Annotated in this window: 19 protein-coding genes; 12 read left to right on the plus strand and 7 right to left on the minus strand. The window is 71.1% G+C overall.

Features of this window, described 5'->3' with window-relative positions:
- Position 1: 1 nt before the first annotated feature.
- Complete coding sequence (gene hisN, locus ABF401_RS18935) at positions 2–802, minus strand: histidinol-phosphatase (protein ID WP_353511136.1); 801 nt, start codon at positions 800–802, stop codon at positions 2–4.
- Positions 803–1,079: 277 nt separating this feature from the next.
- Here hisN and ABF401_RS18940 point away from each other — a divergent pair, with 277 nt between their 5' ends.
- On the plus strand, positions 1,080–1,349 hold the full coding sequence (locus ABF401_RS18940; protein WP_353511137.1) for a Fe-S cluster assembly protein HesB: 270 nt from the start codon (positions 1,080–1,082) through the stop codon (positions 1,347–1,349).
- A gap of 65 nt (positions 1,350–1,414) precedes the next feature.
- Here ABF401_RS18940 and rsgA read toward each other — a convergent pair whose 3' ends face one another.
- From rsgA to ABF401_RS18955, 3 genes are read right to left on the minus strand one after another with little or no spacing between them, the layout of a single operon-like run.
- On the minus strand, positions 1,415–2,485 hold the full coding sequence (rsgA, locus tag ABF401_RS18945) for a ribosome small subunit-dependent GTPase A (RefSeq protein WP_353511138.1): 1,071 nt from the start codon (positions 2,483–2,485) through the stop codon (positions 1,415–1,417).
- Positions 2,482–3,921 carry a 3-phosphoshikimate 1-carboxyvinyltransferase gene (gene aroA, locus ABF401_RS18950; protein ID WP_353511139.1) on the minus strand — a complete coding sequence of 480 codons (1,440 nt, stop codon included), beginning with the start codon at positions 3,919–3,921 and terminating at the stop codon, positions 2,482–2,484. The genes rsgA and aroA overlap by 4 nt, the downstream gene beginning before the upstream one ends.
- Before the next feature lies 1 nt (position 3,922).
- On the minus strand, positions 3,923–4,441 hold the full coding sequence (locus ABF401_RS18955; RefSeq protein WP_353511140.1) for a DoxX family protein: 519 nt from the start codon (positions 4,439–4,441) through the stop codon (positions 3,923–3,925).
- Between the two features lie 241 nt (positions 4,442–4,682).
- On the opposite strand from ABF401_RS18955, the gene ABF401_RS18960 reads away from it, so the two are divergent.
- The 4 genes from ABF401_RS18960 to rsrA are packed head-to-tail and all read left to right on the plus strand — an operon-like array spanning position 4,683 to position 7,258.
- Positions 4,683–5,528 (plus strand): SOS response-associated peptidase, encoded by an 846-nt coding sequence (locus tag ABF401_RS18960; protein WP_353511141.1) that lies wholly within the window; start codon positions 4,683–4,685, stop codon positions 5,526–5,528.
- Positions 5,525–6,181, plus strand: a complete 657-nt coding sequence (locus ABF401_RS18965; protein ID WP_353511142.1) for an alpha/beta hydrolase family protein — start codon at positions 5,525–5,527, stop codon at positions 6,179–6,181. Before ABF401_RS18960 ends, ABF401_RS18965 begins: the two co-directional genes overlap by 4 nt.
- A 16-nt stretch (positions 6,182–6,197) precedes the next feature.
- On the plus strand, positions 6,198–6,971 hold the full coding sequence (locus ABF401_RS18970; protein ID WP_353511143.1) for a sigma-70 family RNA polymerase sigma factor: 774 nt from the start codon (positions 6,198–6,200) through the stop codon (positions 6,969–6,971).
- A complete protein-coding gene (gene rsrA / locus ABF401_RS18975; protein WP_353511144.1) occupies positions 6,971–7,258 on the plus strand; it encodes a mycothiol system anti-sigma-R factor in 288 nt (95 codons plus the stop codon). The genes ABF401_RS18970 and rsrA overlap by 1 nt, the downstream gene beginning before the upstream one ends.
- A 90-nt stretch (positions 7,259–7,348) precedes the next feature.
- Here the strand turns inward: rsrA and ABF401_RS20575 are convergent, their stop codons facing one another.
- Positions 7,349–7,423, minus strand: a complete 75-nt coding sequence (locus ABF401_RS20575) for a 50S ribosomal protein bL37 (RefSeq protein WP_369791897.1) — start codon at positions 7,421–7,423, stop codon at positions 7,349–7,351.
- Between the two features lie 606 nt (positions 7,424–8,029).
- On the opposite strand from ABF401_RS20575, the gene ABF401_RS18980 reads away from it, so the two are divergent.
- From ABF401_RS18980 to ABF401_RS18995, 4 genes are all read left to right on the plus strand, one after another.
- Positions 8,030–9,184: an HD-GYP domain-containing protein gene (locus tag ABF401_RS18980; protein WP_353511145.1), complete on the plus strand. Its 1,155-nt coding sequence runs from the start codon at positions 8,030–8,032 to the stop codon at positions 9,182–9,184.
- Positions 9,181–10,506: an HD-GYP domain-containing protein gene (locus ABF401_RS18985; RefSeq protein ID WP_353511146.1), complete on the plus strand. Its 1,326-nt coding sequence runs from the start codon at positions 9,181–9,183 to the stop codon at positions 10,504–10,506. Before ABF401_RS18980 ends, ABF401_RS18985 begins: the two co-directional genes overlap by 4 nt.
- A gap of 186 nt (positions 10,507–10,692) precedes the next feature.
- On the plus strand, positions 10,693–11,862 hold the full coding sequence (locus tag ABF401_RS18990) for an NAD(P)-dependent malic enzyme (RefSeq protein ID WP_353511147.1): 1,170 nt from the start codon (positions 10,693–10,695) through the stop codon (positions 11,860–11,862).
- Between the two features lie 112 nt (positions 11,863–11,974).
- Entirely contained in the window at positions 11,975–12,946 is a 972-nt protein-coding gene (locus tag ABF401_RS18995; RefSeq protein WP_353511148.1) for a zinc-binding dehydrogenase, read from the plus strand.
- A 74-nt stretch (positions 12,947–13,020) separates the two neighbouring features.
- Here ABF401_RS18995 and ABF401_RS19000 read toward each other — a convergent pair whose 3' ends face one another.
- Positions 13,021–14,133 carry a coenzyme F420-0:L-glutamate ligase gene (locus tag ABF401_RS19000; RefSeq protein WP_353511149.1) on the minus strand — a complete coding sequence of 371 codons (1,113 nt, stop codon included), beginning with the start codon at positions 14,131–14,133 and terminating at the stop codon, positions 13,021–13,023.
- Positions 14,130–15,134 carry a 2-phospho-L-lactate transferase gene (cofD, locus tag ABF401_RS19005; RefSeq protein WP_353511150.1) on the minus strand — a complete coding sequence of 335 codons (1,005 nt, stop codon included), beginning with the start codon at positions 15,132–15,134 and terminating at the stop codon, positions 14,130–14,132. Before cofD ends, ABF401_RS19000 begins: the two co-directional genes overlap by 4 nt.
- A 249-nt stretch (positions 15,135–15,383) precedes the next feature.
- Between cofD and ABF401_RS19010 the strand changes: the two genes are divergently transcribed.
- Genes ABF401_RS19010 through ABF401_RS19020 form a run of 3 tightly spaced genes read left to right on the plus strand, consistent with a single transcriptional unit; the run spans position 15,384 to position 20,601 of the window.
- Positions 15,384–15,650, plus strand: coding sequence for a WhiB family transcriptional regulator (locus tag ABF401_RS19010; RefSeq protein WP_331930137.1), 267 nt, complete (start codon positions 15,384–15,386; stop codon positions 15,648–15,650).
- Between the two features lie 2 nt (positions 15,651–15,652).
- Positions 15,653–19,045: a glycosyltransferase gene (locus ABF401_RS19015; RefSeq protein WP_353511151.1), complete on the plus strand. Its 3,393-nt coding sequence runs from the start codon at positions 15,653–15,655 to the stop codon at positions 19,043–19,045.
- Positions 19,042–20,601 carry a DUF5719 family protein gene (locus ABF401_RS19020; protein WP_353511152.1) on the plus strand — a complete coding sequence of 520 codons (1,560 nt, stop codon included), beginning with the start codon at positions 19,042–19,044 and terminating at the stop codon, positions 20,599–20,601. The genes ABF401_RS19015 and ABF401_RS19020 overlap by 4 nt, the downstream gene beginning before the upstream one ends.
- The last annotated feature ends 11 nt before the right edge of the window (positions 20,602–20,612 follow it).

The following is a 20,612-nucleotide window of genomic DNA, read 5'->3' on the forward strand; positions in this document are numbered from 1 at the left end:
CTCAGACCTCCGCCGCGGCGGGCGTGCCGAGCCGGCGCAGCACCTCGTCGTGGAGAAGTCCGTTGGTGGCGACCGCGTTGCCGCTCCAGCACCCGTCTCGCCCGTCGAGGCCGGTGAAACGCCCGCCCGCCTCCTGCACGATGGGCACGAGCGCGGCCATGTCGTGGACGGCGAGCTCGGGCTCGGTGGCGATGTCGACCGCACCCTCGGCGAGGAGCATGTAGGACCAGAAGTCGCCGTAGGCCCGGGTCCGCCAGCAGTCGTCCATGAGGTCGAGAAGGTCGTCGCGCCGTCCGCGCACGCGCCAGCCGGCCAGCGACGAGTAGGAGAGCGACGCGTCCCCGAGGCGACCCACCTGGGACACGGTGATGCGCTTCGCCGAGGACAGCGACCGGCCCGCCCAGGCGCCCGAACCCGTCGCCGCCCACCAGCGTCGCTGGAGCGCCGGTGCGGCGACCAGCCCCAGGACCGGACGGCCGTTGTCGACCAGCCCGATGAGGGTGGCCCAGACGGGGACGCCGCGCACGAAGTTCTTCGTCCCGTCGATCGGGTCAATGATCCAACGGCGAGGGCCGTGTCCGGTCGTGTCGAACTCCTCGCCCTCGACGGCGTCCCGAGGGCGGGTCCGCTTGAGCTGCGCCCGGACGAGCTGCTCGGCCGCCCGGTCGGCGTCCGTCACCGGGGTCAGGTCGGGCTTGCTCTCGACGACGAGATCCGCGGCGCGGAAGCGAGCCATCGTCACTCGCTCGACGGCATCGGCGAGGACGTGGGCCAGACGAAGGTCATCGTCGTAGGAGGTCACTTTGCGGAGCCTAGCGCCAGCACACCTGTCGTGGCCGGGAAGGGCAGGCCACGACACGCTCCAGAACGTCATGCCGTATGCCGCTGAGCTGGGCTTCCTTGCACCGCAACGTTACTGGGCCGGTTGCGACTCGCCCGCCGACACCGTGGCTTGACATCGCCCCCGGGCTTTCGGAGAGGGTGGAGGGGTCCGAGGCGTGTGCGCACTTGCCCCGAGAGGTGGTCGTAGGCGTCGCCGCCGGCCAGTCCGGCAACCGCACGAAGACAGGAGCTCCACCATGCTGACCTTGACCGAGAACGCCCAGGCCGTCGTCAAGGGGCTGACCCAGGACGTCGAGCAGCCGACCGCAGGCCTACGCATCGCCAGTGAGCAGGACCAGCTCGCCGTGAGCGTCGTGCCGCAGCCCCAGCCGACCGATGTGGTCGTCGACGCGGGAGATGCCCGCGTCTACATCGCGCAGGACACGGCTCCGGTCCTGGATGACCAGACCCTCGACGCGGCACGAACCCCGGAAGGAATCGGGTTCACGCTCGCCCAGACGGTCTGAAACCCTGCGCCGAGCCGCCCGCTCTCCCGGATGGGGAACGGGCGGCTCGGTGTCGTCAGCAGTCGTCAGTAGTCCGCCGCGCTGGAGCGACTCTGGAGCAGCCGGCGCAGCGACTCCAGCCGGGCCGGCCCGGCTGGACCGGCGTGGCCCTGCGCCACCCACTCGTCCAGCGCGCAGTCCTCCTCGTCGTGGGTGCATCCTCGCGGGCAGTCGTCCGTGCCGGCGGCGAGGTCGGGGAAGTGGTCGATGATGCGGTCGACGTCGATGTGGGCGAGGCCGAACGAGCGCACGCCCGGGGTGTCGATGACCCATCCGTCACCGGCGGGCAGGCGAAGGGCCACCGCGCTCGTCGACGTGTGCCGTCCCCGGCCGGTCACCACGTTGACGTCGCCGATGGCCCGTCGGGCGTCGGGCACGAGGGCATTGACCAGGGTGCTCTTGCCGACGCCGGAGTGGCCCACGAGGACGGTGACGTGGCCGGTGAGCCGCTCGTGCAGCTCGCTGAGACCACAGATGTCGCCGTTGTCCCGCCGAGTGACCACGTGGTTGACCTCGAGCGGCGCGTACGTGGCGAGGAAGTCGGCCGGGTCGACGAGGTCGGCCTTTGTCAGCACGAGGAGCGGTTCGAGCCCGGCGTCGTAGGCCGCGACCAGACAGCGGTCGATCATCCGGGGACGGGGCTCTGGGTCGGCGAGCGCCGTCACGATGGCGAGCTGGTCGGCGTTGGCGACGATGACGCGCTCGACGGGGTCCGTGTCGTCGGCGGTGCGACGGAGCACGGACTGGCGTTGCTCGATCCGGACGATCCTGGCGAGGGCATCGGGGCCACCGCTCGTGTCGCCGACGAGCGCGACCTCGTCCCCGACGACCACGCGGGTGCGGCCGAGCTCGCGAGCCTTCATGGCGGTCACCAGCCTCTCCGGCTCCGTCGACGTCCCCCCGGTCGACCCACCCGGTGATCCTTTTCTCGTACCGGATCCGGCCGGGACAAGGCAGGTGTAGCGGCCCCGGTCGACACCGACGACCCTGCCGATGACGGCGTCGGCATGGGCCGGCCGTTCCTTGGTGCGGGCCCTCGACCCCTTGCGCGGTGGGCGGACGCGGATGTCGTCCTCGTCGAGGTCCCGCCAGCTCATCGGGTTGGCTCCCCGGCGGTCGCCCGGCCCTGTGCGGCGCTGGCGGCGCGGTCGCCGGACAGCATCCGGGCCCATAGTCCCGCGAAGTCGGGCAGCGTCTTGCCCGTCGTGGCGATGTCCTCGACGACCACACCGGGGACCCGGAGCCCAAGGATCGCCCCGGCGGTCGCCATCCGGTGGTCGTGGAAGGTGCGGAACCGTCCGCCGCGCAGCGGCGCCGGGGCGATGCGCAAGCCGTCCTCGGTCTCGGTGATCCTGCTGCCGAGGGAGCCCAGCTCGCTGGTCAGGGCGGCCAGGCGGTCCGTCTCGTGGCCCCGGATGTGGGCGACGCCGCGGATCCACGAGGGAGTGGAGGCCAGCGCGGCGAGCGCGGCGACCGTGGGCGTGAGCTCGGCGGCGTCGTGCAGGTCGATGTCGATGCCGACGAGCTCCCCCGTGCCGCTCACGGTCAGGCCGGTCCGGTCGAGCCGGACGTCAGCGCCCATCGTGTCGAGGATCTCGCGCATGAGGTCCCCGGCCTGCGTCGTGTACTGCGGCCAACCGGGCACCCGGACGGTGCCACCGGTGACGAGCGCGGCGGCCACGAACGGCCCAGCGTTGGACAGGTCCGGCTCGATCCACACGTCAAGGGCGTTGATCTCGGAGGGCTCCACCCGCCAGGTGTTGGGCTCGGAGTCATCGACGACGGCCCCGGCGTCGCGCAGCGTCTCGACGGTCATGCGGATGTGCGGCTCGCTCGGAACGGGCTTGCCGTCGTGGTGCACCGTGATGCCCTCGTCGTAGCGCGCTCCGGCGAGGAGCAGCGCGGAGATGAACTGCGATGACGCCGAGGCATCCATCGTCACCGACCCTCCGGGGACCCGGCCGCGGCCGAGGACGGTCAGCGGCAGGAAGCCCTCGGAGTCCTCGAGCTCGACGCCGAGCACCCGCAACGCGTCGATGACCGGGCCCATCGGTCGGACCCTGGCCTCGGCGTCACCGTCCAGACGGACCGGGCCGTCAGCAAGGGCCGCAACGGCAGGGAGGAAGCGCATCACCGTCCCAGCCAGGCCGCAGTCGATCGCGGCGCCCCCGCGGAGGCGGTCGGGCGGGGTGATGAGCCAGTCCTGCACGGCGGTGACGCTGCCCAGCGGTTCGCCCTCGGGCGGCACATCCTCGATGCCCACCCCCAGGGCGCGCAGCGCATCGGCCATGAGGAGCGTGTCTCGAGACCGGAGCGGCGCCCGCAGGCGCGAGCGGTCGCTCGCCAACGCGGCGAGGACGAGGTAACGGTTCGTCAGCGACTTGCTCCCCGGAAGCGCGACGGTGGCGTCTACCGGTCCTGCTGGGGTGGGGGCCGACCAGTCCCCTGGGACTGTCGTGGAGGGGGTTCCGGTGCTGCGCGTACTGGCTGGGCTTGCGGGATCGGTGGAGGCGGAATGGTCGGCGGGACTCAAGTCAGCTCACGACGTCCTGGGCTCGATGGGCTAGAAGGCGGGCCTCCCGGGCTGCTGCCCGCTTGGCGTGGCGCGCCTCTCGGCGCGTGGTCTTGGTGGCGTGCTGGGCCCGCCAGGCAAGTCCGGGCTTGCCGGCGGTGTCGACACTGGCCAGCAGCAGGCCGCCGAGCAGGCCGACGTTCTTGAAGAACAGGCTACGACTCTGCGCACGCTTCTCCGGGTCCGTCTCGTCCCAGAACGCGTGCTCGATTGCCGTGGTGGGGACGACCGAGGCGGCCAGGAGCGTCGACGCAAGACGGGGCATCCGTCCGGTGGCGAGGAGAACACCCCCGCCGACCAGGCTGGCGCCGTTGACACGAACGAACAGGTCAGGATCCTGCTGCACCGCGGATGGGGCGGACACGGTGTCGAGCAGCTGGGCCGCTCGCTTGGCCCGCGGGGCCGGATGGCGCAGCGCCTCGATCCCGGCGGCGATGAACACCGAGGCGAGCATGGGGCGAGCGATACGACGAACGATCATCGGGATTCCTCCTGGTGTGATGCCTACGTTATCGACATACCCACCACATCCGGCGCATCCGCCACCGCACCCCCGCCCGTCCCCCAACCGTCCCCAACCGCAACACGCCCGGCAGTCCCTTACTCCTGCGGTTATTTCAGCCGGGGGTTCTACAGAGCCGGGCGTGTTGCGGGGTGGGGGTGCGGGAGGGCTGGGACGACGGTCGACCGGGGAGTCAGCCCAGCGGCATACGCTGATGCCCATGTGTGGGAGGTATGCCGCGAGCGCGAGGCCGGACGAGCTGATCGAGGCGTTCGACATCGACGAGGACCGCTCCGACGAACCGACCCGCAGCATCCTGAAGAACCCGCAGCATCCAGCGCCCGCCGAGCCGGACTGGAACATGGCCCCCTCGAAGCAGGCGCTCGTCGTCCTGACCCGCTCGCCGAAGGTGCCCGAGCAGGCCGCCGAGGCGCCGGAGCCCACCCGGCAGCTGCGCCTGCTGACGTGGGGCCTGGTGCCCGCCTGGGCCAAGGACGTCAAGCTGGGCCAACGGATGACCAACGCCCGGGCGGAGTCGGTGCTGGGCAAGGGTGCCTTCGCCAAGGCGGCGCTCGCTCGGCGGTGCATCGTGCCGGCCGACGGGTGGTACGAGTGGCAGAAGTCCCCGACCGCGGTCGACGTCAAGGGCAAGCCGCGGAAGCAGCCCTTCTTCATCCACCGGGCGGACGGCGCCAAGGTCGGCTTCGCGGGGCTCTACGAGTTCTGGCGCGACCGAGAGCTTCCCGACGGCCACCCGGACGCCTGGCTCACGACGTTCACGATCATCACGACCGCGGCTGACCCGGGCATGGACCGAATCCACGACCGGCAGCCGCTCGTCCTCGAGCCGGAGCAGTGGGAGCAGTGGCTCGACCCGGCCGAGAACGACCCCGAGGTGGTGCGTGCGCTGCTCGAGTTCGCCCAGCCGGGCCGGTTCGAGGCATACCCGATCGGCCGCGCCGTCGGCGCGACGTCGAGCAACGGCCCTGGCCTGCTCGAGCCGGCCCCTCGCGAGGAGCTCGTCGGGGTCGTCGACCCCATGACGGGCGAGGTGATCGGGGAGTGAGCGCCGTCGCGCGCGTGGTCGAGCAGGTGCGCGAGCTGCCCACTCCACAGGGTCCGGGACGGGCGCACGTATGCCGCCCAGCTCGCTCCCGCGGCACGGTGGTCCTCGGGCACGGGGCCGGTGGTGGGATGCGCAGTCTCGACCTCACAGTGGCCCGCGAGGTTCTCGTCGGAGCCGGCTGGACCGTCGTCCTCGTCGAGCAACCGTGGCTCGTCGCGGGACGCCGGGTGGCCGGGCGCCCGCCGACCCTCGATGCCGCGTGGGTGCCGATGGTGTCAGCCCTGATGTCCGGACGCGGGCGTCTTCCGTCCCCACTCGTTGTCGGGGGCCGGTCCGCCGGTGCCCGCGTGGCGTGCCGGACGGCCGCCGAGCTGCGGGCCGACGCCGGGCTGCTGCTCAGCTTCCCGCTCCACCTGCCGGGTCAGGCGGGCCGGCCCGACCGGCTACGGGACGCCGAGCTCGCACTCGCGCCCGACCCCACCTGGCTGGTGCAGGGGACGCGCGATCCGTTCGGCACGCCCGAGGAGCTGGCGCCCTACGTCCCTGACTGGGCCGAGCTGCTCGAGGTCGAGGGTGCGCACAGCTTCCCGAAGGGGGCGCGGCCCGCGCTCGTCGAGGCGCTGACGAGGATTGCGGGAATGCTCCCCGGGTGACTCGTGTTTCAGCAGCATGGTCACCTGCCCCCCGGAAGCGACAGCACGCGCGACCGCTCGGGCGACGCTTCCCCCGGGGTTAGGGTGGGAAGCGATGAGCAAGGACAAGCAGACCGATCCGACCTCGGCGATCTCCGTCGTCGATGCCCCAGCGCCTGGCGCGTCGGCCCCTCCGGATGACAGTGCAGTGGACGTCGCCGCCGAGACGGAAGAGGAACGGCGCGCGCGGTTCGAGCGCGAGGCGATGCCGCTCCTCGACCAGCTGTACAGCGCCGCCCTGCGCACCACGCGCAATCCCAGCGACGCCGAGGACCTGGTGCAGGAGACCTACGCGAAGGCGTACGGCGCCTTCCACCAGTACAAGCCGGGCACCAACCTCAAGGCTTGGCTGTACCGCATCCTCACGAACACCTACATCAACAGCTACCGCAAGAAGCAGCGGCAACCGCTCGAGGCAGACTCGGCCGACATCGAGGACTACCAGCTCGCGAGGGCGGCGTCCCACTCGTCGTCCGGGCTGCGATCCGCAGAGGCCGAGGCGCTCGACCACCTCCCCGACAGCGACATCAAGCGAGCCCTCCAGGAGATCCCGGAGGAGTTCCGGCTCGCGGTCTACTTCGCGGACGTCGAGGGCTACTCCTACAAACAGATCGCCGAGATCATGGACACGCCGATCGGCACCGTGATGAGCCGGCTGCACCGTGGGCGTCGCCAGCTTCGGGAGCTGTTGACCGATTACGCCGTCGAGCGGGGCTTCGTCCCTGCAGGCGGGGCTGGAGGGAAACGGTGATGGACAAGGGCGAGCGCGACGACCCGCGAGCGGCACGACAGGCCGACTGCTCGGAGGCGCTGCTGCGGGTCTACGAGTTCCTCGACGGCGAGCTCGGACCCTCGGAGTGCGCGAAGATCGCGGCGCACCTCGACGAGTGCGGTCCCTGCCTCAACGAGTACAACCTGGACACGACGCTCAAGGCCCTCATCAAGCGGTCCTGCAGCGCCGAGCGGGCGCCCGACACCCTCCGCACCTCGATCATGGCGCGCATCTCGACGACCGTGTACCGGATCGACGGCAGCTGACCCGCCTCGGTCGCGAACGCAGTCAGCGACCCGTCCCGCTGGGGTCGAACCCCGGCGGGACGGGTCGCTGACTGGTCTCTCGATCGCTGCTCAGGCGTTGGGCTTGCGGCCGTGGTTGGCGGCGTTGCCCTTGCGGGAGCGGCGCTTACGGGCGCGCTTGCTCATCTCGGCTCTTTTCGTCGGTGGTGCTGCGTGGTCGTGACCCGTTGGGGCCACGAGGCGTCAATTCTTCCACAGTGACCGCATGAGGCCCCAATCGGACGCATCGGCTCAGGATCGTGCGCCCTGCCCACATTGCCGGTTCCCGGGCCCCCACGAACGTTAAGGACTTGGTAAAGAAATCCACTGTCGCCAGTCTCGATGCCCGCAAACGCCTGGAAGTTTGGCAGTCTGTTACCGATGCATCCAACGGCACCTCCCCTCGCTGTGCCCTTGAGCCTGTGTCACAGATTAGGAGCCCCCATGCTGCGCAAACTCCTCACCGCCTTGGCTGTGAGCCCCTTCGTCCTCGCCGCTGTCACGACGGTCCTGGGCACCGACACGTGGACGTGGGGGACCTGATTCCCGCACTGGCATGATCGTCGGCTCATCGGCGTTCCCACGTAGATGAGCGTCCTGTCCCGCTCCAGCCTTGTCCGACGACAGCACACCGGGTCGTGGGCGCTTCATGGTTTCATCCTTCTGACTGTCGTCGGGTCCATCGCCATTGGCGTGTACACCTACCGGGTGTTTGGGCTTCCCGATCTGGGGCCACTCGTCATCCTGGCTGCCATGGCGACCCTGAGCTATCGGTTGCGCGAGCCGGACGTCGGCTCGCGCATCGGGTTCTCGTTCAACAGCATCATCCTGCTGGCGGCCGGCGTCATCGTCGGCCCGTTCGGCGCGTGGCTAGTCGGCCTGGTCTCGATGGCGACCGACCGCGGGCGGTTGCGCTGGGCCCAGATGATCTTCAACACCGCCATGACGGGGATCATCGGCGCGGTGGGGGCACTGGCCTACCTCCTCGCCGGCGGTGAGCGCGACCTGGCGTCCATGTCCGGGGCGATCACCATCACTCGTGAGGTCGGAATCCCGATCCTCGTCGCGGACGTCGTTGGCTGCCTCACAAACGCGGTGCTCCTCGCCGGGGTCATCCACTTCTACCAAGGTGTCCCGTTCACCGTCATGGTGCGCCGCGTCCTCAGTGGTTCAGGATGGGCCTACGTCGGCTACGGCATCATCGGCTTCCTCTTCGTGGTCCTGTGGTTTCCTGCCGATCTCGGACCGTTCAGCGCCGTCCTCGTCCTCGCACCACTCCTCGCCGCGCGCTGGGCGTTCATCCAGTACGGCGAGGAGATGCGCTCGCACCGGCGCACTCTGGACACCCTCGTCACTGCGCTGGGGAAGAAGGAGCCGGCAGCGGTGGAGCGTAGCCGTCGCACGGCCAGGCTGGCCGAGTGGCTCGCCGAGGACCTCGGGCTCGGACCGCACCAGATCGGCACCGTCCGCCAGGCCGGTACGCTCCACGAGATCGGCCACCTGGCCGTCCCGGCACGGACCCTGCGGCGTCCCGTGGAGGACCTCAGCCCGCAGGAGCTGCGCATGCTCGCAGGGCATGGTGTCATCGGGGCGCGAATGATCGAGGGCATCGACTTCCTCGACGAGGCGCGCGCGGGCATCCTCCATCAGCACGCGTACTTCGACGGCCGCGGCGGCCCCGGTTCGTTGAGCGGGGCGGACATCCCGCTCTCCGCGCGCGTCGTGTCCGTTGCGGCCTGCTTCACCACCCTCACCCAGCCGGACGGTGACGGTGAGCCGATGACGCCGGAGCGGGGCGTCCAGCTCATCGAGGCGGACAGCGGCCGGTTCGACCCTGCCGTCCTCGCCTCCCTGCGCACCGTGCTCGGCAAGCACGGGTGGCCCCCACCAGACGAGGTGGGATCGTGACGACGGTCGAGCGCCGACGCGGTTTCGCGCCCTACGGCGTCACTGGTGGGGCGCTTGCCCTCTGCGCCGTCCTGATCCTGCTGTCCGCGGACTCCCCGGCCTGGGCCGACACCGGCACCGCAGGGCTCGTCGGGACGTTCGCCGCCGCCATCCTCATCGGCGAGTGGTTCCAGCTGGCGGGACCCCGTTTCCGGGGCTCCGCCCCGATCGCCACCGCCGCGGCACTGGGCTTCGTCTTCGCCGCCGAGCTGCCCGGGGGAAGGGGGGTGTCCTACGGCTCGGTGTTCGTCCTCGCGGTGACCGCCATGGCAATGACCGTCGCAGGGCTCGCCAGGGACCTGACGGGGCGCCCGGTCAACCCCGTGGAGGCGGCCAGCCGGTTCATCGGCATCGCCGTCGCCGCCCTGCTCTACCGCGGAATCCATCTTGGCCAGACCCGGGGAGAGCCAGTCACGGACGACGGGCTGGAGCCCTGGCGGAGCGCGGTGCTCATGCTCGCGATCGCGTTCGTCGGACTGCTCGTTGACGCGTTCGTCACGACGACCGCACGTGCTCTGCTCCGCGCCGCGTGGTGGCAGACGCTGAAGGACGAGCTGCGGTCGAGTTTCGCCCTCTCCGCAGCCGTCGCCGTGACCGGTGTGCTCATCGCCCTGGCGGTCCCGCCTCTGGGGGCTCCGGCGGTACCGCTCTTCCTGTCACCTCTGGTGCTGACGCTCTTCGCGTTCCGCCGATACGTCAGCATCCGGGCCACCTATCTGCAGAGCATCCGGACCCTGGCACGGCTCACCGACATCGCGGGCTACACACCGGCGGGACACTCCGAGCGGGTCGCCACGACCTCTGTCGGGGTGGGCCGGGAGCTCGGCCTGCCCGAGCGGGAGCTGCTCAATCTCGAGTACGCCGCACTCCTGCACGACATCGGCCAGGTCGCGCTGGTCGACCCGATCCCCGGCGGCGCGACCGTCCTCGCAGCGCCTGCGGACCAGCGGCGCATCGGTGCGGACACGCTGGCCATCGTGGGCGAGACCGGCGTCCTCGACGACGTTGCGCAGATCCTGGAGCACCAGGCGACGCCCTATCGCCAGCTCCGTGAGCTCGGAGAGGAGATCCCCCTCACGAGCCGGATCATCAAGGTGGTCAACGCCTATGAGGACCTCAGCGAAGGGTCCCCGAGCCGGACGGCGCGCGACGCCGCCCTCGAGCGGATCTACCTCGGCCTCGGGTACGAGTACGACCCCCACGTCGTCGACGCGCTCCTTCGCCATCTCGACGCAGCCCAGCCATCGGCATCGAGTGACCCCGGTCTCAGACGACGCTCGTAGGCACTCGCACCACAACGATGTCGGTCGGCACGTGTCCTCAGGGCCGTGCGGTGTGGCAGACTGTCCGCGTTCGGGCAACCCCCGCTTCGCATACTGCACCAGAGGCCAGACCCGCGGCCCTTGCCATTCCCGTCAGGGCGCGGTGCCCTGTCGATGCTCATCCCATGCGAACGAGGAGTTCCTCTCATGAGTGCGTTTCCCGTCAGCCAGCCCGTCGACGTGAACGACCCGGTCTTCCGGGCGCACGAGGGCGGCAAGCTCGGGGTACACGCGACCTCCACCCTGCGTGACGCCGACGACCTGGCCCTGCTGTACACCCCGGGAGTGGCGAAGGTCTCCCGGGCGATTGCGGCCGACGCGACCCTGGCCGCTCGGTACACGAGCAGGCGCAACACCGTCGCGGTCGTCAGCGACGGCACCGCCGTCCTCGGCCTCGGTGACATCGGCCCGCTCGCAGCCATGCCGGTGATGGAGGGCAAGGCGGTGCTCTTCAAGCACTTCGCGGACGTCGACGCCGTCCCCATGTGCCTCGAGACCGGCACGGTGGACGAGATCGTCGACGCGGTCGCGCGGATGGCGCCGACCTACGGCGGCATCAACCTCGAGGACATCTCGGCGCCGCGGTGCTTCGAGATCGAGCAGCGTCTCAAGGAGCGCCTGGACATCCCCGTCTTCCACGACGACCAGCACGGCACGGCCATCGTTGCCCTGGCCGCCCTCTACAACGCCGCGGAGGTCGTCGACAAACGTCTCGAGGACCTCACCGTCGTCGTGTCCGGTGCAGGCGCCGCCGGTGTCGCCGTGTCGTCGATCCTCGTCAGGGCCGGTGTCGGAGACGTCATCGTCGTGGACTCGTCGGGGATCATCGGCCCGGATCGACTGGGACTGCCCGACCACAAGGTGTCGCTCCGCGACATCACCAACCGGGCCGGCCGGACCGGCGCCCTCGGCGATGCGCTCGAGGGTTCGGACGTCTTCATCGGGGTGTCGGGCGGGACGGTGCCGGAGCGTGACCTGATGCGGATGGCGCCGCGGGCGATCATCTTCGCGTTGGCCAACCCGGATCCGGAGGTCCACCCCTCCGTCGCGCACCGTGTCGCCGAGGTTGTTGCGACGGGTCGGTCCGACTTCCCCAACCAGATCAACAACGTGCTGGCGTTCCCTGGGATCTTCCGGGGCGCGCTCGACTCGGGCGCGCGCGCGATCACCGAGGAGATGAAGCTGGCGGCCGCCCGCGCGATCGCCGACCTCGTCGACGAGCCGGCCGCGGACCTCGTCGTCCCGAGCGTGTTCGACGACCGCGTCGCAAAGCGTGTGGCTGAGGCCGTCTCGGGCCTGGCCGAGCACAGCGGCTGACGCAACTCCCAGGTCGTATGCCGCTGGGCCGGTCGCCAGGCCCAGCGGCGTCCCGGCCCTCCCGGCCGATCCCGCGGGTGGCCGACTCGGGCGCGGTCGTTAGGGTGCACTCATGCTTGCTGTCTACGCCGCCAGCCAGTCGACCACCGACCCGCTTTCCGGTCTCGTCATCGGGGAGCGACCGGAACCGCAGCCCGGCGAGGACTGGGCCAAGGTGCGGCTGCGGACCGCAGGACTGAACCATCACGACGTCTGGTCTCTCCGGGGCGTCGGGCTTGCCGCGGAGCGCCTGCCCATGGTGCTCGGCTGCGACGGGGCCGGAGTCGACGAAGAGGGCAACGAGGTCATCGTCCACGCCGTCGTCGCGTCGGACGGATGGCAGGGCGATGAAACCCTTGACCCGAAGCGCACCCTGCTGTCCGAGCTGCACGACGGCACGCTGGCCGAGTACGTCCTCGTGCCGCGACGCAACCTGGTCCCCAAGCCGGCCGACCTGACGTGGGAGGCGGCGGCCTGTCTCTCGACGGCGTGGCTCACGGCCTACCGGATGCTGTTCACGAACTCAGGTGTCAAGCCGGGTGGCACGGTGCTCGTCCAAGGGGCTGGCGGCGGGGTCGCGACGGCGCTCATCCAGCTCGGCGCCGCGGCCGGGTACCGGATGTGGGCGACCTCGCGGGATGCGACCAAGGCCGAGAGAGCCCAGTCCATCGGCGCGGACCGGGTGTTCGAGTCGGGGGCCCGTTTACCGGAGCGGGTCGACGCCGTGATGGAGACGGTCGGGGCGGCCACGTGGTCCCATTCGGTGAACTCGCTGCGCCCCGGCGGCACCATCGTCATCTCCGGGGCCACCTCGGGTGATGCGCCGGTCAAGGCCGAGCTGACCAAGATCTTCTTCAAACAGCTGCGCGTGGTCGGCTCGACGATGGGCACGCGTGACGAGCTCGCACATCTGTCGCGCTTCATCGTGCAGCAGGGCATCGAGCCGGTCATCGACACCGTGATGCCGCTCACCGAGGCCCGGGAGGGCTTCGCCCGCATGGTCGACGGCGAGGTGTTCGGCAAGGTCGTCTTCACCGTCGCCTGACCAGGCGTGGCCCGGGCGAGGCGTGGATCCGGCCCGCTCAGCTGGTCCTGTCGGCTCGTTCCGGTGCGGCGCGATCAGCGGGGTGCGGGCAGGTGTCGGTGGGGAAGCCCGGTGACCTCGACGACGACCGACAGGCCGTCGGCGCTCGGCTGCCCGGGGGTCCCGCGCAACCACTCGCACCACAGCGCGGCCTCGAGTCTGGCCGTCAGCCGGCCCAGCTCGAAGGCCGTGTCAGCGTTCAGGGTGACCGACAGCCGTCCGAGGTCGGCGCTGCCCGAGTCGACCCCGTGGAGTGCGGCGCGTACGGCCCGCCCGACCGCATCGAGACGCGTGGAGTCGCTGTGCGAGGCGGGAGGGATGCCGACGGCGTCCGCATCGGTCGTGCCGGGCTCGACACCCAGGGCGGCCCGGACGGCCTCCACCCGGCCATAGCCGAACCAGTCGTCGGGTCCTGACCTGACGAGGTCTCGCCCGCGCACGGCAGCCGGGTCGTCCGTCATCGGAACGAACGCCGCAAGGCCGCGGACCACCGCAGCCGGCACCGCATGGACCTTGCCCTTGGCCAGGTCGGCCGCCGCGGCGATCTCGTCTGCGAGCGCTCGCGTCGTGACCTCCAGCCGCCTGCCATCAGCGTCCACACCGCCTCGGAGGTCGTCAGTGGCGAGAACGCCATGGACGCCGAGGGCGAAGTCGACCTGTCCAATGCGCCATGGGCGGCCCGAGGTGTCGCTCAGGATGACTCCGATGCGCACTCCGTGCCGTCGGGCGAGCTCGTCCCTCAAGCGCGCACACACTGCATCGGGGTCATGGGGAAGGAGCAGCCAGCCGCCGCGTTCGCCCGTGTTCGAGCCGTCGACCCCTGCTGCCGCCATGATCGGTCCCGCCTTGGCGCGGACGATGCGCGCGACCCGGTCGGGGAGTGCGCGCTCGGCCACGACGTACTCGGTCTCGGCCGCGACCACCCGGTCCTTGTCCGGGTGATGCGTGACGAGGCCGAGCGACTTGCTCGCTACCTTGCTCGACACGACGACGACGTCTCCGTCGTCGAGGCGCAGGCCCGAGCCGGCCAGCCCCGCGTCGACGACGTCGGCCAGGTCGTCGCCCTCAGTCACCTCGGGAATGCCCAGGAGGGGAGTCACCGTGATCGGGGAGGCGCTTGGGGCGAGCGCTGGTTTCGAGCGGCTCATGGCTGCGGCTCCGCCTCATCCGGGGCCCCGGCGACGCGCAGTGCGAGGTCCAGCGCTGCACCGGCGATCTCCGCAGCGGCGGCAATCGAGCTCATCAGCAGGGGGCGCGCGACCAGGGCCAACCCGGACCTCGTCCCGGACCGAGCCATCGCATCCTCTGAGTCGACGAGCCAGCCGTCGAGAAAGTCCTGGTAGAGACCGGCGATCGCCTCGCTCGTGGTGTCCACGCCAATCGTCTTCAGGCACACGTCAGCGTGGCCCCGGACGGGTCGCCCCCCGACGAGCGGAGATACGCCAACCACGGGCGCGCGCGTGCCACGCATGGCATCGCGCACGCCGGGGACCCCGAGGATGATCCCGATGGACACGACCGGGTTGCTCGGTGGCAGGAGGACGACGTCGGCCGACCGGATGGCTTCGAGGACGCCGGGCGCCGCGGTCGCCGAGTCCAGTCCTGCGACGACGAACCGGTCGGCCTCGAGGGCGGCCTGATGACGCACCCACCATTCCTGGAAGTGGATGGCCACCTGGTCCCCACCCTGGCTGACGACGACGTGGGTCTCCACCGGGGTGTCGGTCATGGGAAGGAGCGTCACGCCCTGGTCGCCCAGCCCCCAACGGGCCGCCAGCTGGGCAGTGACGGAGCTCAGCGGCATACCGCGTGCCAAGAGCTGTGTCCGGTAGATGTGCGTCGCGAAGTCCTTGTCCCCCAAGGAGAACCACTGGGGCGAAGCCCCGAGCTCGGCCAGCTCTGCGGACACCTGATGGGTCTCGTTCGCGCGTCCCCATCCCTGTCCCTCGTGCACGCCGCCCCCCAGCGTGTAGAGGATCGTGTCGAGGTCGGGGCACACCCGCAGTCCGAAGAGCGTGATGTCGTCTCCAGTGTTGCCGATGACGGTGACGTGGGGCTGCTCGTCCGGATACGCGGCCTGGAGGTGGTGCACGAGTCCTCGGAGGAACCGGGCGCCGCCCACGCCTCCGGCCAAGGCTGTGATGCGCATGCCGCCGATCCTCTCAGGAGCTGGCCGCTCGGTCGTCAGCGGTCAGGGTGCGACAGCGCAGGTACTACCAGACCTCGCACCTGGGGGGCAAATATCACCATACGGCTTGACGTGGGGTGCATGACACGCTTGTAATTTCATTGTTGTACTTGCCAGTTGGCCCGACAGGCCAAGGCCTGTGGGGGGCAGCCGGCGAGGCACGCAGGGATAGGCAGTGCTGACAGAAGAAGTCAGGGTCGAGGAGGGGTCATGCACGAGCTGGTACTGGTGATATCTGATGTGGGCGGGCAGGAGGGCGAGCTCTCCTGGCAGGAGCGGTCGCTCTGCGCCCAGACCGATCCGGAGGCGTTCTTCCCCGAGAAGGGCGGCTCCACCCGGGAGGCCAAGAAGGTCTGCGTGGGCTGCGAAGTCCGCGCCGAGTGCCTCGAGTACGCCCTGGCCAACGATGAGCGTTTCGGCATCTGGGGCGGGCTCTCCGAACGCGAACGCCGCAAGCTGAAGAAGCGCGCGGTCTGAGCATGAGGGCCGAGCCCGGGACCCGCAGTGGTACCCGGGTGCAGGAGCACGCCGTGCCCGACGAGCTGAGCCGGGGCGAGAGTCTCACGGCCGGCGCAGGGGCTGCCGCCTCGTCCGTCCTCCCCTCCATGGGACGAGCGGCCGACCCCCGCGCCTCCGTGAGCGCCCTGCTCATCGTGTGCAATGGTCGTCGTTGGCTGACCGAGTGCCTGGATGGCATCGCCGCCCAGACCGTCCCGCCCGACCGACTGCTCATCGTCGACGTGGCGAGCACGGACACGTCCGTTGCCATGGCGCGGGCGCACTCCGGGGTGCGGCAGGCCATCCCCGAGGTGACGTTCCTCCGGATCGACGAACCGGTCCCCATCGGGCGAGCCATCGACCTCGGCGCCGGACACGTCGATGCGACATCAGGTCCGGCCCGTGAGCGCACCGCCGAGAATGGCTCGACTCGCGCACCGTCCCGCTTGCCCGAGTGGCTCTGGGTGCTGCACAGCAACTCGAGGCCGTCGCCGACGACGCTGGCGCGCCTGCTCGATGCGGTCCGCACGTCGCCGTCGGCGGGGATCGCGGGTCCCAAGATCGTCGACTGGGACGACCCGCGCCTGCTCGTCTCACTCGGAATCGAGGCAACGCGGACTGGTCGCATCATCGCCTCGCCAGAGCCCGGAGAGTCAGACCAGGGCCAGCACGACCAGCGGACCGATGTCCTCGCAGTGAGCACGCAGGGCATGCTCCTTCGTCGCGACGTCCACGCCGACCTGGGCGGTTTCGACCGGTCGTTCGAGCGAGACGGTGCCGATCTCGATCTGGGATGGCGGGCACAGCTCGCCGGATACCGAGTCATCGTCGTGCCGCAGGCGACCCTTCGAGTGTCGTCCGGGGATGAGGACGACCAGGGCGTCGGACCCGACGAGCGGCACGGATGGGCCGGTGCGAGAGCGTCCGAGGGACGGACCCGGCGCGCGGCTCGGCACGTGGCCCTGGCCCGGTGCTCGCTCGCCGCCCTGCCCCTGCTGTCGTTGTGGATCGTGCTGTCGACGTTTGGTGCCGCGGTCCTCCTCCTTCTCGCGAAACGGCCGCGAGCAGCCCTGAGCGAGCTGGGCGAGGCCACGGCCGTCCTGCACCCTGTCTCGATCCTGGGAGCGCGGTGGCGCGGCCGGCGCACGCGGCGGCTGGGTCGGGGGGATCTGCGGACTGTCTTCGTTCCACCCACCGAAGCTGCGCGCTCCACCCTGGACCGCATCCAGGACGTCGTGACACCCGAGCGGGCGCCGCGCGAGGTCGCGCCAACCAGCGAGACGGGACCGATGGCCGACGAGGGCGAATCGGTCGGTCTTCTCCCGCCGGCCCTGCCCCAACGCATCGCGAGACATCCCGGCTTCCTGGCGGTTGTCACGATGCTCGTGGTGGCCGGACTGGCGTGGCGTGACGCGATCCGTGCGGGCGCGTTGTCGCCGACCCGCACCGGCGTTGCCGGAGGGGAGCTGAGCCCTGCTGCCACGAACTCGTCGGGACTCTGGCACGCGTATCGGGACTCGTGGCACGGTGCCGGTCTGGGCTCGAGCGGTGACACCAGCCCGCACCTGGCGATCCTGTCCGCCTTGACGTGGGTGGCGGAACTCCTCCCCGGAGTGGCTCAGAGCCGCTCGAGTGCCGGTGTGACCATCGCGTGGCTGCTCTTCCTCGCACCAGTCCTCTCGGTGTGGTCGGCCTACCTCGCCGCGCGCGTCGTCACCCACTCGCGCGTGGCACGGGCGGTGGTCGCGCTCGCTTGGGGGGTTTCGTCCGTGCTGACCATGGCCGTCGCGGAGGGACGGGTGACGGCCGCGCTCGGACACGTCCTCCTTCCCTTCGTCCTCGCCGGCTTCGCCCTCGCGGCCCAGCGGCACGGCACCTACACCGCAACCTTCGCCACTGCGCTCGGCACCTCGCTGCTCGGCGCTCTCGTCCCACCCCTGCTGGTCGTCTCCACCGCCGCGGCGCTCGGCCTGCTCCTCGTCGGGCCCGGCGCCCGCCGCCTGCGCGCGCTCGTGCTCCTGGTCGTCCCCCCAGCCCTGCTGGGGCCGTGGGTCGGCGGTGTCGTCGAAGACTGGCGGTTGCTTCTCTCGGGACCGGGCCTGCTGTCGACCGCGGTGCCGCCCGAGCCCTGGAGGATCCTTCTTGGAGAGGCTGGCCCTCCCGCGAACCCCCTCGCAGCCTCCCTCCTGCCCTTCCTGCTCGCCCCTCTCGTCGCACTGGGAGCGCTCGGCTATGCCGTGCGGGGACGGAGCCGCGCAGAGAGGGTTGGCGTGGGCGTCGCGAGCGTCCTGACCGTTCTGGGGCTCGCCGCCGCGCTCGTCTCCGGGCGCGTCGTCGTCGGTTCGGCCGAGACCGGGGTGGGCGAGTCGGCGGCTGCGCACCCCTGGACGGGGATCGGGCTCGAGCTCTGGGTCGCAGGTCTCCTCATCGGTGTCCTCATGGGCAGCCGCGTGCTCCGTCGACGGTGGCGTGCCGTGCCTGCGCAGGGCACGCGATCGCGACGCTGGAGCGCCGTGGGCGCGATGAGCGTGGGCGGTCTTGTCGTGGTTCCCGTGTTGGCCACCCTGGCCCAGTGGGGGATGTCCGGCACGGGTCCCACCCTGACGGTGGGGGAGGCGACGCTGCCGGCCGTGGCCATCGAGCAGTCCACCGACCCGCTGAGCAACCGGCTCCTGCTTCTTCGCGACTCCACCGAGGTGGTGGACTTCGTGTTGACCGGTCGGGAGCCCGGTGCCCTGCTGCGGGACCTCGACCGCCCCGCCACGGCGGACGACCGGCCCCTGGTCGACGTGGTGGCGCGTCTCGTCGGCGGCCGCTCGACCGATGTGCTCGACGCATCCGAGCTGGCGCACTGGGGCATTGGCTTCGTTCAGGCCCGAGCCGACAGCAGCGCCCCGCTGACCCGGCGGCTCGACGCCACCCAAGGACTGACCCGGCTCGGAGCCAGCGAGCACGGGATGCTGTGGAAGGTCCAGCCGCTTCGCAGCGCCCCGGGCGTGACGTCGGTCGCGGCGCCGTCCAGAGTTCGGATCGTCGACGCCGACGGGCGTCTGATCGCCGTCGTGCCCACGCACGGTCCCCACGCTGCTGCGGAGGAGTGGATCCCTGCCGCTGCCGGTCCCCGACGGCTGGTCGTCGCGGAGCCGTCCGAGTGGGCACGGCACGCTGCCGTGGAGATCGACGGCCGACGCCTGCCGCCCGTGGCCGGACAGACCCAGCCGAGCTACGACCTGCCGCCGGCCGGGGGTCGGCTGCGCATCGACCTGGGCGCGTACCAGCCCTGGTGGCGAGTGGCCCAGGGCGTGGCGCTGGTCTTCGTCGTGTTCATGGCCCTGCCCTTCGGCAACCGTCGGTCGAGGAGGTCCAGGTCGTGAACGAGCCCGGTCGACAGGGACCGACCGACGACGAGTTCTCCACGCCCCCGGTCAGGGAGAGGTGGCTGCGATGGCGGCCCGGGCTGATCCGCCCCGCGGTGATCGCCGTGGCAGCCACCGGGCTGGCGATCGGAGCGACCAGGGCTGAGGGCACCGTTCAGCTCGCAGCGCCGACCGACCGCGCCGGCCTGCCGCAGGTGTCACAGGTGCTCGTCGAGTCGGCGGCGCTCGTCTGCCCCGGTCAGCAACGCGTCGGCACCCAGGGCATGCGGGACGTGGCGGGAACCGTGCACGTGACCGCTGCGGCCGCGCCGCAGGCTGCTCTCGTCGGCCTCCCGCGGTCGGCACCGGAGTCCGGGAAGGTCTCCGTGCTCGACCCGTCGGGCCGCACCACAGCGTCGACCGACGCGCGGTTCGAGTCCGTCGCCGCACAGGCTGAGGGGGACGCCCCCGTGGTCGTGAGTGGTGAGGGTGGCCTCGCGCCCGGCCTCGCTGCCACCCAGAGCTGGCTGCGCACGGCCGACGACGATCGCGGCTTCGTCCTCACACCCTGCCTCGAGCCCAGCGCGGACGTGTGGCTCGTCGCAGGGGGAGGCGGCGCCTCCCGGACCGAGCGGCTCGTCATCACCAACCCCGGAGCCAATGCCGTCAGCGTGGGGGTGGAGGTCTTCGGTGCGGAGGGGCCGATCGACGCCTCAGAGCGAAGCTCCGTCTCGATCCCTCCAGCATCGCGGCTGTCGATGTCCCTCGACGCCCTGGCACCGGACGAGCTCCGGCCGGGCGTCCACGTCATCGCGACGGGCGGCGTCGTGTCCGCGGTGCTCAGCGACGCCTGGATCGATGGCGCGACGGCACGTGGTGCCGACGATGCGACGGCGGCGGCGGCGCCGTCGCGAGACCTCATGATCGCTGGTGTCGAGCCCGCTCCCTCGGGCGAGGGGGAGCTGGTCCTTCGCCTGGTCAACCCAGGGGACGCCGAGGCCCTGGCGCGGGTGACGGTGCTCACGGCACGCGGCCCCGTGCAGCCGGCCGAGCTCCGGGCCGTCCGCGTCGGTGCTGGGTCGACGCTCGACGTCCCCCTCACCCTCGCCATGGGGACGAGCGGCCTACGCATCACGTCGGATCGACCCCTGACGGCCGCGGTCCTCGCCGACCGCCGGCAGGCGACCGGATCCGACCGAGAGGGCGACTTCGGGTGGGCTCCCGCCCTGCCACCCATCGCCATCAGCGCAGGTGTGGTCATCCCGGGCTCGGTGCGCCCGGGAGAAGCCCGGACCCTTCATCTGGTCGGGGGGCCTGCCGGGGGAGACGTCACCACGACACTCGGCAGCGGCGACTCCGAGCGACGCGTCAACACGCGGGTCGAGCCGTTGACCGCTGTGAGCGTCCCGCTCGGCCCTGCTGACCGGATCTGGGTCTCGACCAGGGCCCGGGACGTCCGGGCAGCGGTCACCGTCGCTTTCGGCGACAAGGGCGTCCCGTACTACACCGTCGTCCCGGTCCGGAGCGCGCCGACGACGGAGACGGCCGTCCCGGTGCGCCAGGTCACCCGCTAGACCGGTGCGCG

This window comes from Intrasporangium sp. (genome assembly GCF_040414665.1).
Lineage (GTDB): Bacteria > Actinomycetota > Actinomycetes > Actinomycetales > Dermatophilaceae > Intrasporangium.